The 14,481-nt window shown below is 45.2% G+C and carries 14 protein-coding genes; 5 read left to right on the forward strand and 9 right to left on the reverse strand.

The features are described from left to right. The first annotated feature begins 356 nt into the window (after positions 1-356). Positions 357-1,001 carry an outer membrane protein OmpW gene (gene ompW, locus KHN79_RS14560; protein ID WP_182010598.1) on the forward strand — a complete coding sequence of 215 codons (645 nt, stop codon included), beginning with the start codon at positions 357-359 and terminating at the stop codon, positions 999-1,001. 154 nt (positions 1,002-1,155) lie between these two features. Here the strand turns inward: ompW and KHN79_RS14565 are convergent, their stop codons facing one another. From KHN79_RS14565 to KHN79_RS14575, 3 genes are all read right to left on the reverse strand, one after another. Further along, the gene (locus KHN79_RS14565) at positions 1,156-1,401 is read right to left on the reverse strand and encodes a Rho-binding antiterminator (RefSeq protein WP_182010599.1); all 246 of its coding nucleotides are present in this window, start codon (positions 1,399-1,401) and stop codon (positions 1,156-1,158) included. An 85-nt stretch (positions 1,402-1,486) separates the two neighbouring features. After that, positions 1,487-2,002 (reverse strand): macro domain-containing protein, encoded by a 516-nt coding sequence (locus tag KHN79_RS14570; RefSeq protein WP_182010600.1) that lies wholly within the window; start codon positions 2,000-2,002, stop codon positions 1,487-1,489. A 38-nt stretch (positions 2,003-2,040) separates the two neighbouring features. Next, on the reverse strand, positions 2,041-2,469 hold the full coding sequence (locus tag KHN79_RS14575; protein WP_182010601.1) for a VOC family protein: 429 nt from the start codon (positions 2,467-2,469) through the stop codon (positions 2,041-2,043). Positions 2,470-2,683: 214 nt separating this feature from the next. Here KHN79_RS14575 and KHN79_RS14580 point away from each other — a divergent pair, with 214 nt between their 5' ends. From KHN79_RS14580 to KHN79_RS14590, 3 genes are all read left to right on the forward strand, one after another. Then, the gene (locus tag KHN79_RS14580) at positions 2,684-3,778 is read left to right on the forward strand and encodes a methyl-accepting chemotaxis protein (protein ID WP_182010602.1); all 1,095 of its coding nucleotides are present in this window, start codon (positions 2,684-2,686) and stop codon (positions 3,776-3,778) included. Between the two features lie 456 nt (positions 3,779-4,234). After that, positions 4,235-5,266 (forward strand): OmpA family protein, encoded by a 1,032-nt coding sequence (locus KHN79_RS14585; RefSeq protein WP_182010603.1) that lies wholly within the window; start codon positions 4,235-4,237, stop codon positions 5,264-5,266. Between the two features lie 31 nt (positions 5,267-5,297). Beyond that, on the forward strand, positions 5,298-8,921 hold the full coding sequence (locus KHN79_RS14590) for an Ig-like domain-containing protein (RefSeq protein ID WP_182010604.1): 3,624 nt from the start codon (positions 5,298-5,300) through the stop codon (positions 8,919-8,921). 107 nt (positions 8,922-9,028) lie between these two features. On the opposite strand, the gene KHN79_RS14595 is transcribed toward KHN79_RS14590, so the two are convergent. Genes KHN79_RS14595 through KHN79_RS14605 form a run of 3 tightly spaced genes read right to left on the reverse strand, consistent with a single transcriptional unit; the run spans position 9,029 to position 11,822 of the window. After that, positions 9,029-9,361, reverse strand: a complete 333-nt coding sequence (locus KHN79_RS14595; protein WP_182010605.1) for a DUF4144 family protein — start codon at positions 9,359-9,361, stop codon at positions 9,029-9,031. Between the two features lie 25 nt (positions 9,362-9,386). Beyond that, positions 9,387-9,923: a DUF924 family protein gene (locus KHN79_RS14600; protein ID WP_182010606.1), complete on the reverse strand. Its 537-nt coding sequence runs from the start codon at positions 9,921-9,923 to the stop codon at positions 9,387-9,389. Positions 9,924-9,974: 51 nt separating this feature from the next. Further along, a complete protein-coding gene (locus tag KHN79_RS14605) occupies positions 9,975-11,822 on the reverse strand; it encodes a M3 family metallopeptidase (RefSeq protein WP_182010607.1) in 1,848 nt (615 codons plus the stop codon). Positions 11,823-12,142: 320 nt separating this feature from the next. On the opposite strand from KHN79_RS14605, the gene KHN79_RS14610 reads away from it, so the two are divergent. Further along, positions 12,143-12,508, forward strand: coding sequence for a hypothetical protein (locus tag KHN79_RS14610; protein ID WP_182010608.1), 366 nt, complete (start codon positions 12,143-12,145; stop codon positions 12,506-12,508). A 53-nt stretch (positions 12,509-12,561) separates the two neighbouring features. Here the strand turns inward: KHN79_RS14610 and KHN79_RS14615 are convergent, their stop codons facing one another. The 3 genes from KHN79_RS14615 to KHN79_RS14625 form a co-directional block, all read right to left on the reverse strand. Next, positions 12,562-12,798 (reverse strand): hypothetical protein, encoded by a 237-nt coding sequence (locus KHN79_RS14615; RefSeq protein ID WP_182010632.1) that lies wholly within the window; start codon positions 12,796-12,798, stop codon positions 12,562-12,564. Positions 12,799-13,211: 413 nt separating this feature from the next. Then, on the reverse strand, positions 13,212-13,676 hold the full coding sequence (locus KHN79_RS14620) for an HAD family hydrolase (protein WP_182010629.1): 465 nt from the start codon (positions 13,674-13,676) through the stop codon (positions 13,212-13,214). A 25-nt stretch (positions 13,677-13,701) separates the two neighbouring features. Then, complete coding sequence (locus KHN79_RS14625; RefSeq protein WP_182010609.1) at positions 13,702-14,220, reverse strand: GNAT family protein; 519 nt, start codon at positions 14,218-14,220, stop codon at positions 13,702-13,704. Positions 14,221-14,481: the final 261 nt, after the last annotated feature.

Below are 14,481 nucleotides of genomic sequence, written 5' to 3' on the forward strand. Positions count from 1 at the left end.
CGTATTTCCCACAGAACAAATAGTATTAAGATAATAGACGAGCTGTTGCTGTTCGACGTCACTGAGTCATCAGGCTGTACATTGAACAGGTCTTCTCACACGCACATTTTGCATTACAAGATTGTAGGTCTTTTGCATGATTTGTTGATCAAATGGGCGTTTTCTTCTACAAAATCGCTAAATTTTTTACAAATTGATTTCCATCAAAATAGTAGGGTTTCTATGTGCTAGATTGCGCGCAGTTAAAAAATACAGATAACCGAGTGCGCTAACACACTGACTTTAATCTGGATCTTTTCAGAGAGTGACAAGCTCATCATCGGATACAAAACGAAGCCCTACAAAAAGGAAATAAAATGAAAAAAACAATCTGCAGTTTAGCAGTGGTTGCTGCCCTTGTGTCACCAAGTGTTTTCGCTCATAAGCAAGGTGACTTCGTTCTTCGTGTTGGGGCGGCATCTGTCGTGCCTAATGACAGCAGCGATAAAATTCTTGGTTCTCAGGAAGAGCTGAAGGTGGACGATAATACTCAGCTTGGCCTGACTATAGGTTACATGTTCACCGACAATATCAGTTTTGAAGTGCTGGCAGCCACGCCATTTAGCCATAACATCTCAACTGACCTATTAGGTCTGGGTGACATCGCAGATACTAAACACTTGCCACCAACCTTCATGGTTCAATATTACTTCGGCGAGCCAGAAAGCAAGATCCGACCTTATGTGGGTGCAGGTCTGAACTACACCATCTTCTTTGATGAAGGCTTTAATAAGAAAGCGAAAAATGTTGGCTTGTCTGATCTTAAACTGGACGACTCTATTGGTCTGGCCGCTAACGTTGGTGTGGATTACATGATCAATGATCAGTGGTTCCTGGGCGCGTCTGCTTGGTATGCAAATATTGAAACAGAAGCAACCTACAAGTTTAGTGGTGCGAAGCAAAAAACCGACGTAGAGATCAATCCTTGGGTATTTATGATCAGCGGCGGTTACAAGTTTTAATTAGTCACTGTATGACCGGTAGTTTCTTGGGTCTGTTGACCCGATTAGTAATAATTAAACGCTAAAACTCTTAGCATTTATGATTTTGGCATGGCTTTAGGGGCGGTTTTACGGGGACTGCCCCTCTTTTTTATGCTTATTTAATGGTAACGGTTTAATCAAACGTGACTTCAGAGAAATGTGGGTTCGCCTTAAGTGCCCGCATCGCGACGAGATGTTCGGTCGGAAACGCAATGTGCTCGCCATCGATGTCCAGAAACAGGCACTCTTGTCTTTGCAAATCAAAGCCGGTATCGAATGCACTTCCCTGATGGGTTTCGCCATTTTTCAGAGTAATTTCAACTGGCAGCTTAAACATACAGGCTATTTCAATAAAATCGTATTGGTTGCAGGTCACCATCGTTTTTCTCCTAATCGACGAATGCGCTCTCTAATGTACCTGGTGTTGTTAAGAGTTTAACGCATAAATAAACAGCGGAGCTGAGTTATTGATAAGTGGCGAGAGCTTGCTGCCATGTTTTCAGCATTTCATCACCAAACAGGTAAAAGTGCATGCTAAGTGGTTGGTATTCAGGGCGCTGGCAGACAGACAATGCGACTTCAGCGGCTTCTAGTGCAGGGTAGCCATAAACACCGCATGAGATAGCGGGTAGTGCGACCGTTTTGCAGTCGTTTTCTAGTGCTAAATCCAACGCACATTTGTACGTGGACTCCAGTACTGCGCGAGGGGCGGAAAATTTATTATAGATCGGTCCAACGGCATGAATGACGAAACGAGCACTTAAGTCCCCAGCCGTGGTAATGCGGGCATTTCCAAACGGGCAGCGGATTCCGTTTACTTCGTTAACTTCATAGCATGCTTGGATCAGAGCTGTGCCTGCCGCGCGGTGAATAGCGCCATCGACACCTCCTCCTCCCAGCATTTTCGGATTGGCGGCATTCACGATAGCGTCCACCTCCGCTGTGGTTATATCTCCCTGTATTAATGCGATATCGTTCATATCAGTTAGCCTTTACACCTTGGTTATAAATGAGCTGGTCACTTATCTTTGACTACCTGAGGCTTCAACTCAACAACGTTTCCCTCGGGATCATTAATATACAGAGACCGCCCGAAGCCTTGTGCTCCGTAACGTTCAGCGAATTCCTCAGCCTGAATATCGTGCGAGTTCAGATACTCAATGAGTTCACTTTCTACAAAAGGGCTTAGTTGCAGGCAGAAGTGATCAATGTTCCTACCATTTTGCTGCGGAGGTTCTCCACCCAGTTGTCCTAACTCGCTCTCCACCGTGACCACATCAATCAACGCCGTTCCAGCTCTGAGCTGGGTCAAGCCCAGTTCAGTGAGCTCTCTTTCCACAGGGCAACCCAGAATGTCGCGATAGAAGTGCAGCATGGCATCGAGATTACTGGTTCTTAATACCACATGGTCAAGTGCTTTAATTTCTATGGGGTTACTGCTTGGCATCCGTTCCTCCTTTTTACTTGCTATGAGACTAGTATAGTCAGCGAGCTGTGTATTTTAACCTCTAAACGAGTTTAAGTGACGAACAACTCAGCCCAGCCAAAAGTACTAAATCACGCGAGTCCAACTTATAAACTTTGTTACGCTCAGCAGGGAATAAACGACGGGATATATATATAATGGTGTGACAATATGCTTGCTGAAAATGAGATAAATAATGCTTTGGCAGAATAAATTAAAACAAGAAAATCAAGAGCTAAGAGAAGAGGTTGCTGCTCTTCAGAAAAAGTATGACCGTGATATGCAATCTATGCGGCAGCAGCTGGAATCTTCAGCACAAGAAATCGAGTCCTACAAACAAACGATAAAATTAAATAAGCAAGTGACGCTGTCTAGCCTCGAAGGGAGCGTTATGCTGGAAGCGATCAGAACCCAAATGGTGGTAAGTGCTGAAAATCTGCAAGCAGAAAATGAGGAGCTGAAGCTGCTTGATGATATGTTCGCACAGACTCATCAGGCCCTAGCGCGTTTAGAAGATCGGGCCGAGAAAATCAGTCATCATGCTAATAGCAGTATGGCTGTGGCACAAAACTTAGATAGTACCGCTAGTTCTATTAATCAGTTTGTATCAACCATTAAGGAAATCTCAGATCAAACTAACTTACTGGCACTTAATGCTGCGATAGAAGCCGCTAGGGCTGGGGAATCGGGCAGAGGTTTCGCCGTGGTTGCGGATGAAGTACGTGGATTAGCCGGAAAAGCACATGAGACGAGTGAGAAAATTGACCAGTTGGTTCAACAAATCGTCTCTCAAGTTCAGGCCATCAAACAAGCCATTACAGAGAATCAGACTTGTGCTGAGGAAGTTTCGGCATCCTCTTCTCAAATAGGCTGCATCGTGAATGAGGTGGTCGTTAAATCTGAACATATGCAAGAAGTGATTTTTCTCGCTTCGACCCGATCATTTTTGGATACCGTTAAACTGGATCACGCTGTCTGGAAGCAAAGCCTGTATAAGTTGGTTGAAGCCGAAGCCTTCGAGGAGAAAGTGTCTGAGCATACCGTGTGCCGTTTAGGGAACTGGTATTACAAAGGAGCGGGTACTCAGTATAAAGGGCTGCGCAGTTTTGCTCTGTTGGACGAGCCTCATAAACAGGTTCATGAGTACGGGAAAAATGCCCTTCAGTGTGGTAAGTCATCTGATACTTTTGCAATGATCGATGCTATTAAAGCGATGGAGAAGGCAAGTTGCAAGGTGGTTTATCAGCTTGACTGCTTAATGGAAGACATTAAAGCGGCTAAGTTCAGCTAAATTGGCAAAGTCACAGCAACGTTTCTTTTCGATGCTTTTGCCATCTAAACGTTAATAGTTCCTCTCATACTTAAGGTCATCTTGTCATCAAAGACAAATGGCCTTTGACTCGCTAGTTCTCGATTTGGTTACAAGCCTAATTTGTCCCCGATTCATTAAACTGAATAACTAAAGTCAGTTACTCTCCTCGTCATTAGAAATTTTACCGGTATACACCTACACTTTTTCAGAAAGTTATGACTAACGATGGAGAACATTCCCTCTTTAAAGGCAATAGCCTATTCCATATTATGCCCGACCATTTTTTAGTGGTTCATAACAAGTCTTTATTATCTAAATAACTAATTGATAACGGCTTGCTTTTGTCTGTTTGGATAGCTGGTAATCATAGAACATCACCGTCTGGCATCCGATCTGATTTTAAATTTTTAAGGTGATCATTATTTTGGAGAGTCAATGAGATTCATCACTGTTTGTTTTCTTTTGATTATTAGCATTGGCTCGTCTCTGGCTGATGATGTCGACTATTTATATAAAAGTGCCGAACAGCAAGTGTCATCTGAATTTGAAGGATATCCCTATTTAGGTGGCAATATTGGTTGGGGTTACTTTCAAGATGCTTGTGGGACGTCTGTAAAAGACTGTACTGATGATGCGCTAAGTTATGGCGTTTATGCCGGCTATCAGTTTACTACTTATTTTGCACTGGAAGCGGCAATTAATTCCTATGGCAGTTTAAAAGCGAACGATTCGAGCGATAAGAGTTCGGTTGATATTTGGGAGGGTGATCTGGCGATGGTTTTCACGTTGCCCGTCTCTGCCAAGGCAAGTCTGTATTCAAAGCTTGGCGGTGCATACACCAGCGTTGACAAAGAAATTAACAGTGTTGGCTTTGCAAGCGCAGATGAATGGGATGTAGTGGCTGCATTGGGTGTTAACTATCGTCTGTCACAAAACTGGGCTCTGCGCGGAGAATATAAGTTTATCGATGGCGTGGGCAATACCAGTACAGGTCAGGCCGACTTACATTCAGCGATGCTTGGTTTGACTTACAACTTTGTACGAGCCAAATCCCCTATAGCGGAAATCGCAGAGCCAAATGAGTATGAGCAACAAAGCGAAGTTTCTGTTTCTGAAGAGGTCTCTTTGAACTCACAGGCATTATTTGAGTTTGATTCCGCCACTCTTAAATACAATAAGAATCTAGAGAAATACGTCGAAAAATTAACGTATTACCGTGACGGTAAAATAAAAATAATCGGTTACACCGACTCAATGGGTGCAAGTGAATATAACCAGCGTTTATCTGAATTACGTGCTCAATCTGTAGCTGATTACTTTAAAAGAATGGGCATAAACCAATCTCGAATTGAAGCAGAAGGCCGAGGGGAAGAGAACTTTAAAGCATCGAACGATACGGAAACTGGTCGCGCACAAAACCGCAGAGTTGAAATTAACTTCACAACCCAAGTCGAATCAACCAAATAACATTTAGAGTTATCTTTCAGTGAAAAATACGATGAATAAATTAATACTGTCCATCCTTTCTCTAATGAGCCTGTTACTTGTCGGCTGTAATAATGGTGACGGTGGACTCTTGGATCCTCCGACGTCCACGATCAGTACGTTCACCGTTGAATCTCAGCAATCGTCGGTTCCTGTGGGGTTTTCTGTGCAAATCACAGCAGAAGCCATTTTTAAGAGCGGTACCGTCGTTGACGTGACGGAAGCGGATGCTATTACGTGGCATAGTAGTGATCCTACGATTGCCTCGGTGAGTAATGAACCGGGTTCTCGGGGCCAGGTTTCTGCTCTGGATTCTGGCACCGTCACGATCACCGCATCGTTAGAATCTGATGGTGAACTTTTCGAAGCATCGGCGGAACTTGAAGTGACGAATGCCATCGTAACAGAGCTTGTTTTGCTCTCGGCCTCTGAATCACTCCCGGTTGGCTTAGGCCAACAGTATTATGCTCAGGCATTGCTTTCTGATAATCAGGTGTTGGACGTAACGCAGGAATCTGCTGTCACCTGGCAAAGTAGTGATACCAGTATTGCCACAGTAAGCAACGATCCTGAGTCGAGAGGTCAGGTTACGGCTCTAAAAGCCGGCGAGGTGGTTATCAGTGCATCAGGCACGGCTAACGGTCAGACTTTTGAAGCGTCTTTGACGTTAACCGTAACCGATGCAGTGGTGACACAGTTAATCGTAGAACCTGTGGTCACTACGTTGCCGGTTGGACTTGAACAGCAGTACCGCGCAACGGTTGTGTTGTCAGATAATCAAACCTTAGATGTCACGAGTGACAATGCGATTAGCTGGCAAACAAGTGACACTGGTATTGCGACGGTAAGCAACCGCGCTAATACAAAAGGTTTAGTTACCGCCTGGCAGGAAGGTGTGGTTACGATTACTGCTTCCGGTAGTGCGAACGGGAGAACGTTTGAAGCGTCTGCGACGTTAACCGTGACCGATGCTGTGGTAAGTCAGTTGCTGGTTAAGCCCGAAACTCGCTCGTTACCTGTCGGGTTCGGACAACAATACCAGGCGGAAGTGATTCTTTCCGACAATCAGGTGCTCGATGTTACCCGGGATACCGCAATTAGCTGGCAAAGCAGCGACTCAAGTATAGCGTCAGTAAGTAATGCTACTGGCACAAAAGGTCAGGTGACAGCACACAGTGTGGGTGAAGTTACTATCACGGCATCTGGTACGGCAAACGGCAAAGCGTTCGAAGCATCTGCATCTTTGAGTGTTACTAATGCGGTGGTAACCGCACTTTATGTGGAACCTGAAATCAAGTCGTTACCTGTTGGCCTAGAGCAGCAATACCGAGCGAAAGTGAAGTTTTCTGATGATCGTACACTGGACGTTACTCAGGATTCAGCGATCAACTGGCGAGTCAGCGATGCGAACATTGCATCGGTAAGCAATAGCACGGGTGCAAAAGGACTAGTAAAAGCGTTGCTGGTGGGAGAAGTGACGATCACTGCTTCAGGGACGGCGAATGGTCAGGACTTTGAAGCATCAGCGACGTTAAATGTTACGGATGCGGTCGTCTCGGAGTTGCTAGTCGAACCTGTGATTAGTACGTTGCCAGTAGGGCTTGAGCAACAGTACCGAGCTCAGGTCATTCTTTCCGATAACCAAGTGCTGGATGTTACTCAGGATTCCGCAATCAGCTGGAGTACGAGTGATTCAAACATCGCCACAGTAAGTAATAGTGCCGGGACCAGTGGCCTAGTGACGGCTTTGGATGAGGGCAATGTCACGGTAATGGCATCCGGTAGTGCAAATGGTCAGGTCTTCAGTGCTTCGGTAAACCTGATGGTGACGGATGCTGTGGTCACTCAGTTATTAGTCGAGCCGTCAAACAGTTCACTACCCGTAGGTTTAGAACAGCAATACATTGCTAAAGTGGTGTTGTCAGATAAGCAAGTATTAGATGTGACCCAAGACACCGCAATTAGCTGGCAAACCAGTGACTCAAGCATTGCATCCATTAGCAACAATACCGGTGCTAAAGGCCTGCTGGAAGCACGGGAAGAGGGGGCCGTCACTGTCACGGCTTCAGGTATTGCTAACGGACAACGATTTGAAGCAAATACTACGCTAACAGTTACTGACGCGATTGTGACCGCCCTACAAGTCATACCATTAAATGCCAATGTACCGGAAGGTTCATTAGACGGCGTAGCGATTCCGGTTGGGCTGAGTCAGTCGTATCAGGCCGTGGCGACGATGTCAGATGGTTCTACGCTGGATGTGACAAACAGCTCGGCGTTAAGTTGGAGCAGTGATAATCCAGCGGTTGCGAGTGTTACCAGTAACTTATCTTCAGGTAATGGTGTAGCTGAAGGCTTAGCAAGCGGATTCGCGACTATTTCTGCTTCAGGAGAAGCAAACGGGCAATCTTTTGCTGCGTATGCGCAGCTTGAGGTAACCGAAGCGGTGGTTATCGGTCTGGAAATTTCACCGTCGGATATTTCTGTACCTGTTGGCCTGACCCAACAATTTACGGCAGTAGCCACGCTTTCCGATGACTCAACGTTAGATGTGACGACAAATGCAGCCCTAAACTGGAGTAGTGATAATTCAGGTGTTGCGATTATCAACCCAAGTACCGGCCTTGCTACTGGTATCGCGACTGGTGTGGCTACAATCACCGCGACTGGTGTCGCTAACGAGCAGTCCTTTACCGCTAGTGTCACACTAAATGTGACGACTGCGATAGTGACGAGCCTTGAGATCACGCCGAGTGAAGCCTCTATTCCTAGGGGACAAACTCAGCAGTTTGTCGCTACCGCAATGTTGTCCGACGGTAGTGAGTTAACTGTGACGAATAACTCTGCATTAAGCTGGGTTAGCAGCGCCCCTCAGGTTGCTGAAATTACCAGTAACTTATCTGAGAACAACGGTGTGGCAAAAGGTTTGACGATTGGTGTCACTGAGATAACAGCGACAGCTATGGTCAACGGTACTTTGTACAGTACAAGCGCTGATTTAGAAGTGACTGATAAAGACGTGAGTGCCTTGCGGATCGAAGGCGCGGCGAGTATTCCGGTCTATAACTATCTCGGTTCCCTGACGCGAACCTACCAGGTTATTGCGGAATACTCAGATGGTGAAATCATCGAGTATCCTGGAGAACTGGAATGGACGACAGAGATTACCACTCCGGGTTTAGCGACATTTGATACTGAAACACAGTCAATTACGACGTTTCCTCCAGAAGATGAAGTCTCAGGAGATGTGACTCTTACGGCATGTACCAGCCAGGGTGTTTGTTCGTCAAAACGCGTTGTTTTGTTTACTCGTATCATTCAGGTGTTGGAGGGCGTCGTCGGAGGCACAGATAAGACTTGTGAAGACATTGGTTATGGTTCCATCACAATAGAAGCTTTTGAAGAAATATTTAATTCTGAATACCGACCAGAAGACGTAGTTAACTGGTCCTATCGAAGAGGTACCTGGAGTTATGGCCTTGTAGCGAATGTGTATGGACGGATTCAGCCCAATACAGACAAGTACATCAATAAAGCGGCTTACATTGTCACGGGAGCAGCTGAGTATGAAACTGGTACGTACGATATCTTAAGTACCAGTTACCCGCCTAATCACTTGATTTGTAAGATTGATTAGAGTGCTGCTATGTTTTTATAGTTACTTTAAATAGATTGCTAAGTACAAAGCCACCTTTGAATTCCAAGGTGGCTTTTTGTTTTTACACAGTCGTTGAAGAGCGTTGTTTAACCTGCCAAAGCTGAAACTGCCTGCTGTACGGTTGTGAACTGAATCTTAATTATGCACCTCTGCGCCTGACTGAACTCATGCGACTGAATGAGTGTAGTTACTTCTTCAACAGACAATATTTTATCCCTAGTGTGCAGTGTTATTTTCTTATCTGCGCCATACTGCAACCCGAAAGTATGTCCATGAGAGTCCACTACGTAATCTTCTTGTCCCCATATAAGCGACCGGCATTCTGCCAGTAAGTCTGAATCGGCGTTCAGATAAATAAGCTCGTCATCGCCTTCGAGTTTCAATAAACAGGGCCACAATATGGTGGTATTTAGTATCATTCTATCGTCTCATTAAAAAGTGAGGTCAGAAGCCGGAGTTGGGTGTTTTTAAAAACTCGACTTCTTCTGGTGTACTTTCTCTTCCCAAAATCTCGTTGCGATGCGGGTAGCGTCCAAATCGGTCAATGATGGCTTTGTGTTTTAGCTCAAAGTCGTAGTTATTTTCAAGCCCCGGTGCCCGAAACAGTTTTTCCGCTTCAATGTGGATGAGGCGAGATTCACTGTGCATAAACGGCATGTATAAAAAGCTGCGCTGTTCAGGGGGTAGTTCATTATCGAGATTTAGCCGGATGGCTTCCTGTGCTAACGAGAGGGCAAGTGGATCCTGCATGAACGCTTTCGGTGTATTGCGGTACACATTACGCGAGAACTGATCGAGTACTATGATTTCGGCCAGTCTTCCTTGTGCGCTGTTACGCCAGCTGAACAGTTCGCATTGAGCGGCTTGTTCTAGTACGGAAGAAAACCGAGATTCGATTTGTTTGTCCAGCTCCGGATTATTTTCAAACCAATTCTGAGGTGTCAGTTCTTCAAACCAGAACCTGATGATCGACTGGTACATGTTATCCCCGCAAGTAAAAAGCCAGAAGCATGGCTTCTGGCTTTTAGATTGTTATCGGCCGTAAGTTTCGGTGATGTAACGTTCAAAGTCATCGCACATCTGTTCGTCAGAGATAGCGTTGCTTGCCAGCTCCTTACTGCCGTCTACCACTTTAATCGCCGCGTTAAGTGAAGCCACTGGTGCGCGTTCACGCGTTGCAAGTGCTGAAATTTTCTGTTGCTGAACTTCCCATGCCTGTTCCGGCGATAGGTTACATACATCAGCTAGGTACTTGGCATTGAAGCCTTCGCCTGTCAGGCTGACAATGGTTTCGTTATGCGACAGATTATTGCCTGCATGCCAGTAGTGTTTGGCTAGCAGCGGACCAATTTCCGGGTTATCTGTCAGGTAGCCAAACTTATCTAAGAAATAAGCGCGGGTTTGGTAAACGGCCATGTGTGCGAGCAGGTAACCTTGGTATGCACAAGCTGCTTCATCCGATAGCAGATGCGGAATGGCCATTAACGGGCGAGGACTGCATTCCAGACCAAGGATCTGCTTCTCACAATCACGAGCCAGATTGGTGATTCGCTCTGGCGTTAATTCTTCATCGCTGAGCTGATACAGCGCTCGTTCAAAATATGGCACGACCAGGATGCTACGCTCTTCATAGGCTTTGAATGGCTGGCGGCTGTTGATCATCGTCTGAATGATTTCATCAGGAACCGGATTGCCTTCATCATCCAGCGCGTACTGTTTCAGCCAGTCGGCATCGGTCAGCAGGCTGTCACAGAACATTGATTGAGTTTCTGCATAAGCCATTGAGGTTGGTGAAAACTCCTGAGAAAAACAAGGCGCGTTCATTTTTACGTTGGCAAAGTGCGCAGCATGGCCACCTTCGTGGAACAGCGTATTAATACCATCGTAGCCGCTGCCTACCTGGTCAGGTTTAGCATTACTGGTGAAGTTAACCTGAGCCGCCACCCATTCGCTCTGGTTGTAAAAGGAAGGGATAGGACCGTGGCAGAATCCATTCGGGTATTTGCCTTTGCGATCCAGCAAATCCAGAGTCAGCGTTGCACCTGAGTAGTCAATGTTCAGGCGACCAAATGACTCTACCCAGCGTCTCAGCGATTTTGAGAAAGGCACATACGGGTCAAGATCACGCATCACGTCACCCGCGAATGAGTAGACAAAGTTGTGACCACTTAGTGCAGGCTGGCCTTTCTCTTTCGCCAGGTTTTCTAAGCTGTTCAGGTGAGCGTCTCGCGTGCGCTGCTCAAAATCATCCAGAATGCTGAACAACTGCTGCGAGGTCATCTTTTCAGTTTTTTGAACCGAGTAGTCAAAGAAAGTGGCATACCCAAGTGAGCGGGCAAATTGATTGCGTAGCTTAATCAGCTCGATAAAGCCATTCTGCAGCAGCCATTGTTCAAGGTCCAGTAATGCCTGGTGTGCAGACTGTCGCACTGGTTCGTGATTGTTGGTACGAATGGTAGAACTTAATACCGGCAGTGAACCTTCGACCTGCTTGCCATGTTCATCGGTAAAAGTCTGCACATGGTTCTGCTTTTTCTCGAACAGTTCAGCTTCAAACGCAATGAGCTGATTTTTAAGTACTCGTGCATTCTCACCTTCAATAGCGTGCGATTCAAACATCGCTAACCAGCCTGACAAACCCGTTATCGTTTGTTGCTTTTCTTGCGGATCATTAATGGAGGCCGCCGCTTCTAGCTGTTGTTTGATCGCTGTAATCTGCTCCGCGTTGCTTAAAAAGCTTGTCCATGCAGTTTGAGCCTGAGTCGAGCCGTCATGGTCATCGCTGATCCCCATGTAAGTTTCCCAAAAGAAGTCTTCTTTGGTGCGGTGAATAGCAAGGTAGCGCTGGTTCAGGTCGTTGAGGTAATCCGTTGCGGTCATGTTGATCCTTAAAATATTTGGGTTGTGCCATCATTAATTATTACACAGCTTATACCCAAATAACCTCATGATGCCAGGTTTCAGCGAGAATGACTTATTTTTGTATCACGTAAACTGGCTTTTACTATTTTTTTATATTTTAATGGCTTAGTGAATTGCTTATTTATTATGCGTGACAAATTAATGGTACGTTATTCCAAATCTCACTTTTTATATTTAGTTCTATTATTGATCACGCTGTTTTACTTTAAAGTCGTACAGAGTATGCATTTAGGCTTATAGTTTATATATCGCGCTCAGCAGGAATAGGTGAAATAGAAGTGATAACAAAGAAAAAAATTACGTTACTGACACTGGTATTGGTGCTCGCAGGATGCGCTTCGGATACATCGCCGCCAAAAAAGGATACGATGACGAGTGTTCAGAAAAAGTGCGCTGTGATACTCAGCAGCCATTTGCCAGAAGAGCAGCACTGGCCGGACTATGATAGCTTGTTGCAAGAGTATTATACCCATAAGGTGAGCAACCAGGCTTCGCGTGATCGTTTCAATGCTTTTATGGAGGCCGTGCAAAAGGATGAAACTAAACAGTTAATGACGGAGTTAATGGAAGTAACCGACTGGGGATGTGCAAACGGTAATTATCTCGAAGAAATGGACTTGTTTATCCGCGAAGTACAAAAATAAACAAACCGAGCGTGAGCGCGCTCGGTTTGTTAGTCGGTTTACTATAAGAAGGCTTAGTCTTCAGGGTACTCACCTTTGCTTTGATTATCCGCGTCTGCTTTCCAGTGTTCACTTGGGTCATTGGCTTCATCGCATAAATCAACGGTATAACCCATTTCAGTAATTTCTTTCAGGGTGAGGTTGTCGGCAACTTTCGCAATATCACCCGCTTTGTTACGTAGTTCCATGATATGTCCTCCGTTACGGTCAGCTTTCAGCCACGTGACTTCAACTTGCTGGGTTAAGCGCATCGAAGTACCTTGCTTTAAGTATATACCCCATAGCCAGTAGCGGTGGATTTAACCTTACTTATATACCCAAACAACCTCAAGATGCTCGGTTCAGCGAGAATGGCTTGGTTCTCAGTCGCGGCAACGATTTGAAGCTCTAGTCATTCTAAATCAAAAATCGTTAACAAAGGCTGTGAGCAAAGCCAACTCGCCCTTCGGGAGCGTGTCACAGGCACGATTTCAGCGTCAAATAACTTGGAAAGATCTCGCTATTCCCTACGTTATTTTCCTTGAACTTGTGCCAGTGACAACGCTCTGAATCCTGCATCTTGAAGTCGTTTGGGGATAGTGTGATTAATTTGTTCGCGATAACGATGCGCTTGTTATATACACAAATTAGCTGAATGCGAACGTTGGAATAGGTGTAAGGGGCTTTATACAAGCTCCGACAAGCAGCGAATTTGCTGACAGATGGGGTTACCCGGAGCAGGCTCACCAGCTGCGTTAAACCAGATGACATTTAATCCGGCTTCCATCGCTGGGTAGATATCTTTGTTGGGTAAGTCGCCAATCATGGTCAGTTCGTTTTCCCTGACACCAAGTTTTTTCGCTACTGCTCGATAGAATTCGGCTCGGTTTTTTTCAATGCCGATATTAGCAAAACAGAAATATCCACTAATGTATTGATCTAAACCAACACGCATAAATGCGCGCTGAACATCTTCCATGCCAGAGTCTGATGCACTGGTTGCAATGTAAATCTGATGCTTTTGGGACAGGGCTGCCAGTGTCTCTGTGGCTTGCGGGACAGCTTCTACATGTTCCCATTCACACATTTTTCCCTGAGCGTGAGGAAAGTCGACCATCAGCGTGTTTCCCCAGTCGAATAGATAAATCACGTTGTCGTCTCTGTCCGTTTTGTTTTCAATTGTGCTGTAGAGAGTAGATTTTGTCGGCGTACCGCTTTCCGCTAATTTCATAAGCATCCGGTATAATGCGCTTTAAAGAGAAGCCACATTTTTCCAATACGCGTTCAGAGGCGATGTTTCCTTCTGTAACCGTTGCAGAAAACTGGCGTATCTGATGTTGTATATGCGCCCAATTAATCACGGCTTTGAGAGTCTCGGTACCTAATTGTTTGCCATGAAACTCTGGCAGAAGTAAATAGCCAACTTCTGCGACACCGTTTTGGAGAGAATATCCAGTAATACCTATGGGTTGATTTGTTATTGAATCTCGAATTACCAAACATAGCCATTGCTCATCATCAGGAGTCCAAATTGGTAAGCGTGAAGCAAACTTTTCCTTTAACTGCTGTGCGTCAGGTGCATCGAAACAGAGAGCAATGATGTCTGGTTCGGTGTGTAGGCGCTGAAATAGTGGCCAATCACACTCGTTAATTGGCGTCATTTTGGTTCTGGTTGTAGTTAAGTAAATTGACATTCGCATCCCTATTGAACTGTTTGATAGTTCAGTTTCTCACTCTCTAATCTAAATAATCAAATAGGCAAAATGAAAACAGATATTAATTTTTAAAATACTTAATTGCGCTAAGTATTTGTACTGGCTATTTATTAATTAGGTGCGTGTGTCGACATTTAAATCTTCTGGTATGAGTGTAGGTTAATAATGATGTGGTTCATAAGTGACTTACCCACAAAGTATTAATTCACAACCTATAATTACATTTTGTGAGTAAGTGCT

It is taken from the genome of Vibrio sp. B1FLJ16 (assembly GCF_905175385.1).
In the GTDB taxonomy this organism is placed as follows: Bacteria; Pseudomonadota; Gammaproteobacteria; order Enterobacterales; family Vibrionaceae; genus Vibrio.

What these genes read in the sequence shown, in the direction of transcription:
- KHN79_RS14615 (WP_182010632.1), bottom strand. Translation starts at nt 12,798, where the DNA reads ATGCGCTTAACCCAGCAAGTTGAAGTCACGTGGCTGAAAGCTGACCGT.
- KHN79_RS14600 (WP_182010606.1), bottom strand. Translation starts at nt 9,923, where the DNA reads ATGTACCAGTCGATCATCAGGTTCTGGTTTGAAGAACTGACACCTCAG.
- KHN79_RS14565 (WP_182010599.1), bottom strand. Translation starts at nt 1,401, where the DNA reads ATGGTGACCTGCAACCAATACGATTTTATTGAAATAGCCTGTATGTTT.
- KHN79_RS14575 (WP_182010601.1), bottom strand. Translation starts at nt 2,469, where the DNA reads ATGCCAAGCAGTAACCCCATAGAAATTAAAGCACTTGACCATGTGGTA.
- KHN79_RS14585 (WP_182010603.1), top strand. Translation starts at nt 4,235, where the DNA reads ATGAGATTCATCACTGTTTGTTTTCTTTTGATTATTAGCATTGGCTCG.
- KHN79_RS14625 (WP_182010609.1), bottom strand. Translation starts at nt 14,220, where the DNA reads ATGTCAATTTACTTAACTACAACCAGAACCAAAATGACGCCAATTAAC.
- KHN79_RS14595 (WP_182010605.1), bottom strand. Translation starts at nt 9,361, where the DNA reads ATGATACTAAATACCACCATATTGTGGCCCTGTTTATTGAAACTCGAA.
- KHN79_RS14580 (WP_182010602.1), top strand. Translation starts at nt 2,684, where the DNA reads ATGCTTTGGCAGAATAAATTAAAACAAGAAAATCAAGAGCTAAGAGAA.
- KHN79_RS14605 (WP_182010607.1), bottom strand. Translation starts at nt 11,822, where the DNA reads ATGACCGCAACGGATTACCTCAACGACCTGAACCAGCGCTACCTTGCT.
- ompW (WP_182010598.1), top strand. Translation starts at nt 357, where the DNA reads ATGAAAAAAACAATCTGCAGTTTAGCAGTGGTTGCTGCCCTTGTGTCA.
- KHN79_RS14570 (WP_182010600.1), bottom strand. Translation starts at nt 2,002, where the DNA reads ATGAACGATATCGCATTAATACAGGGAGATATAACCACAGCGGAGGTG.
- KHN79_RS14590 (WP_182010604.1), top strand. Translation starts at nt 5,298, where the DNA reads ATGAATAAATTAATACTGTCCATCCTTTCTCTAATGAGCCTGTTACTT.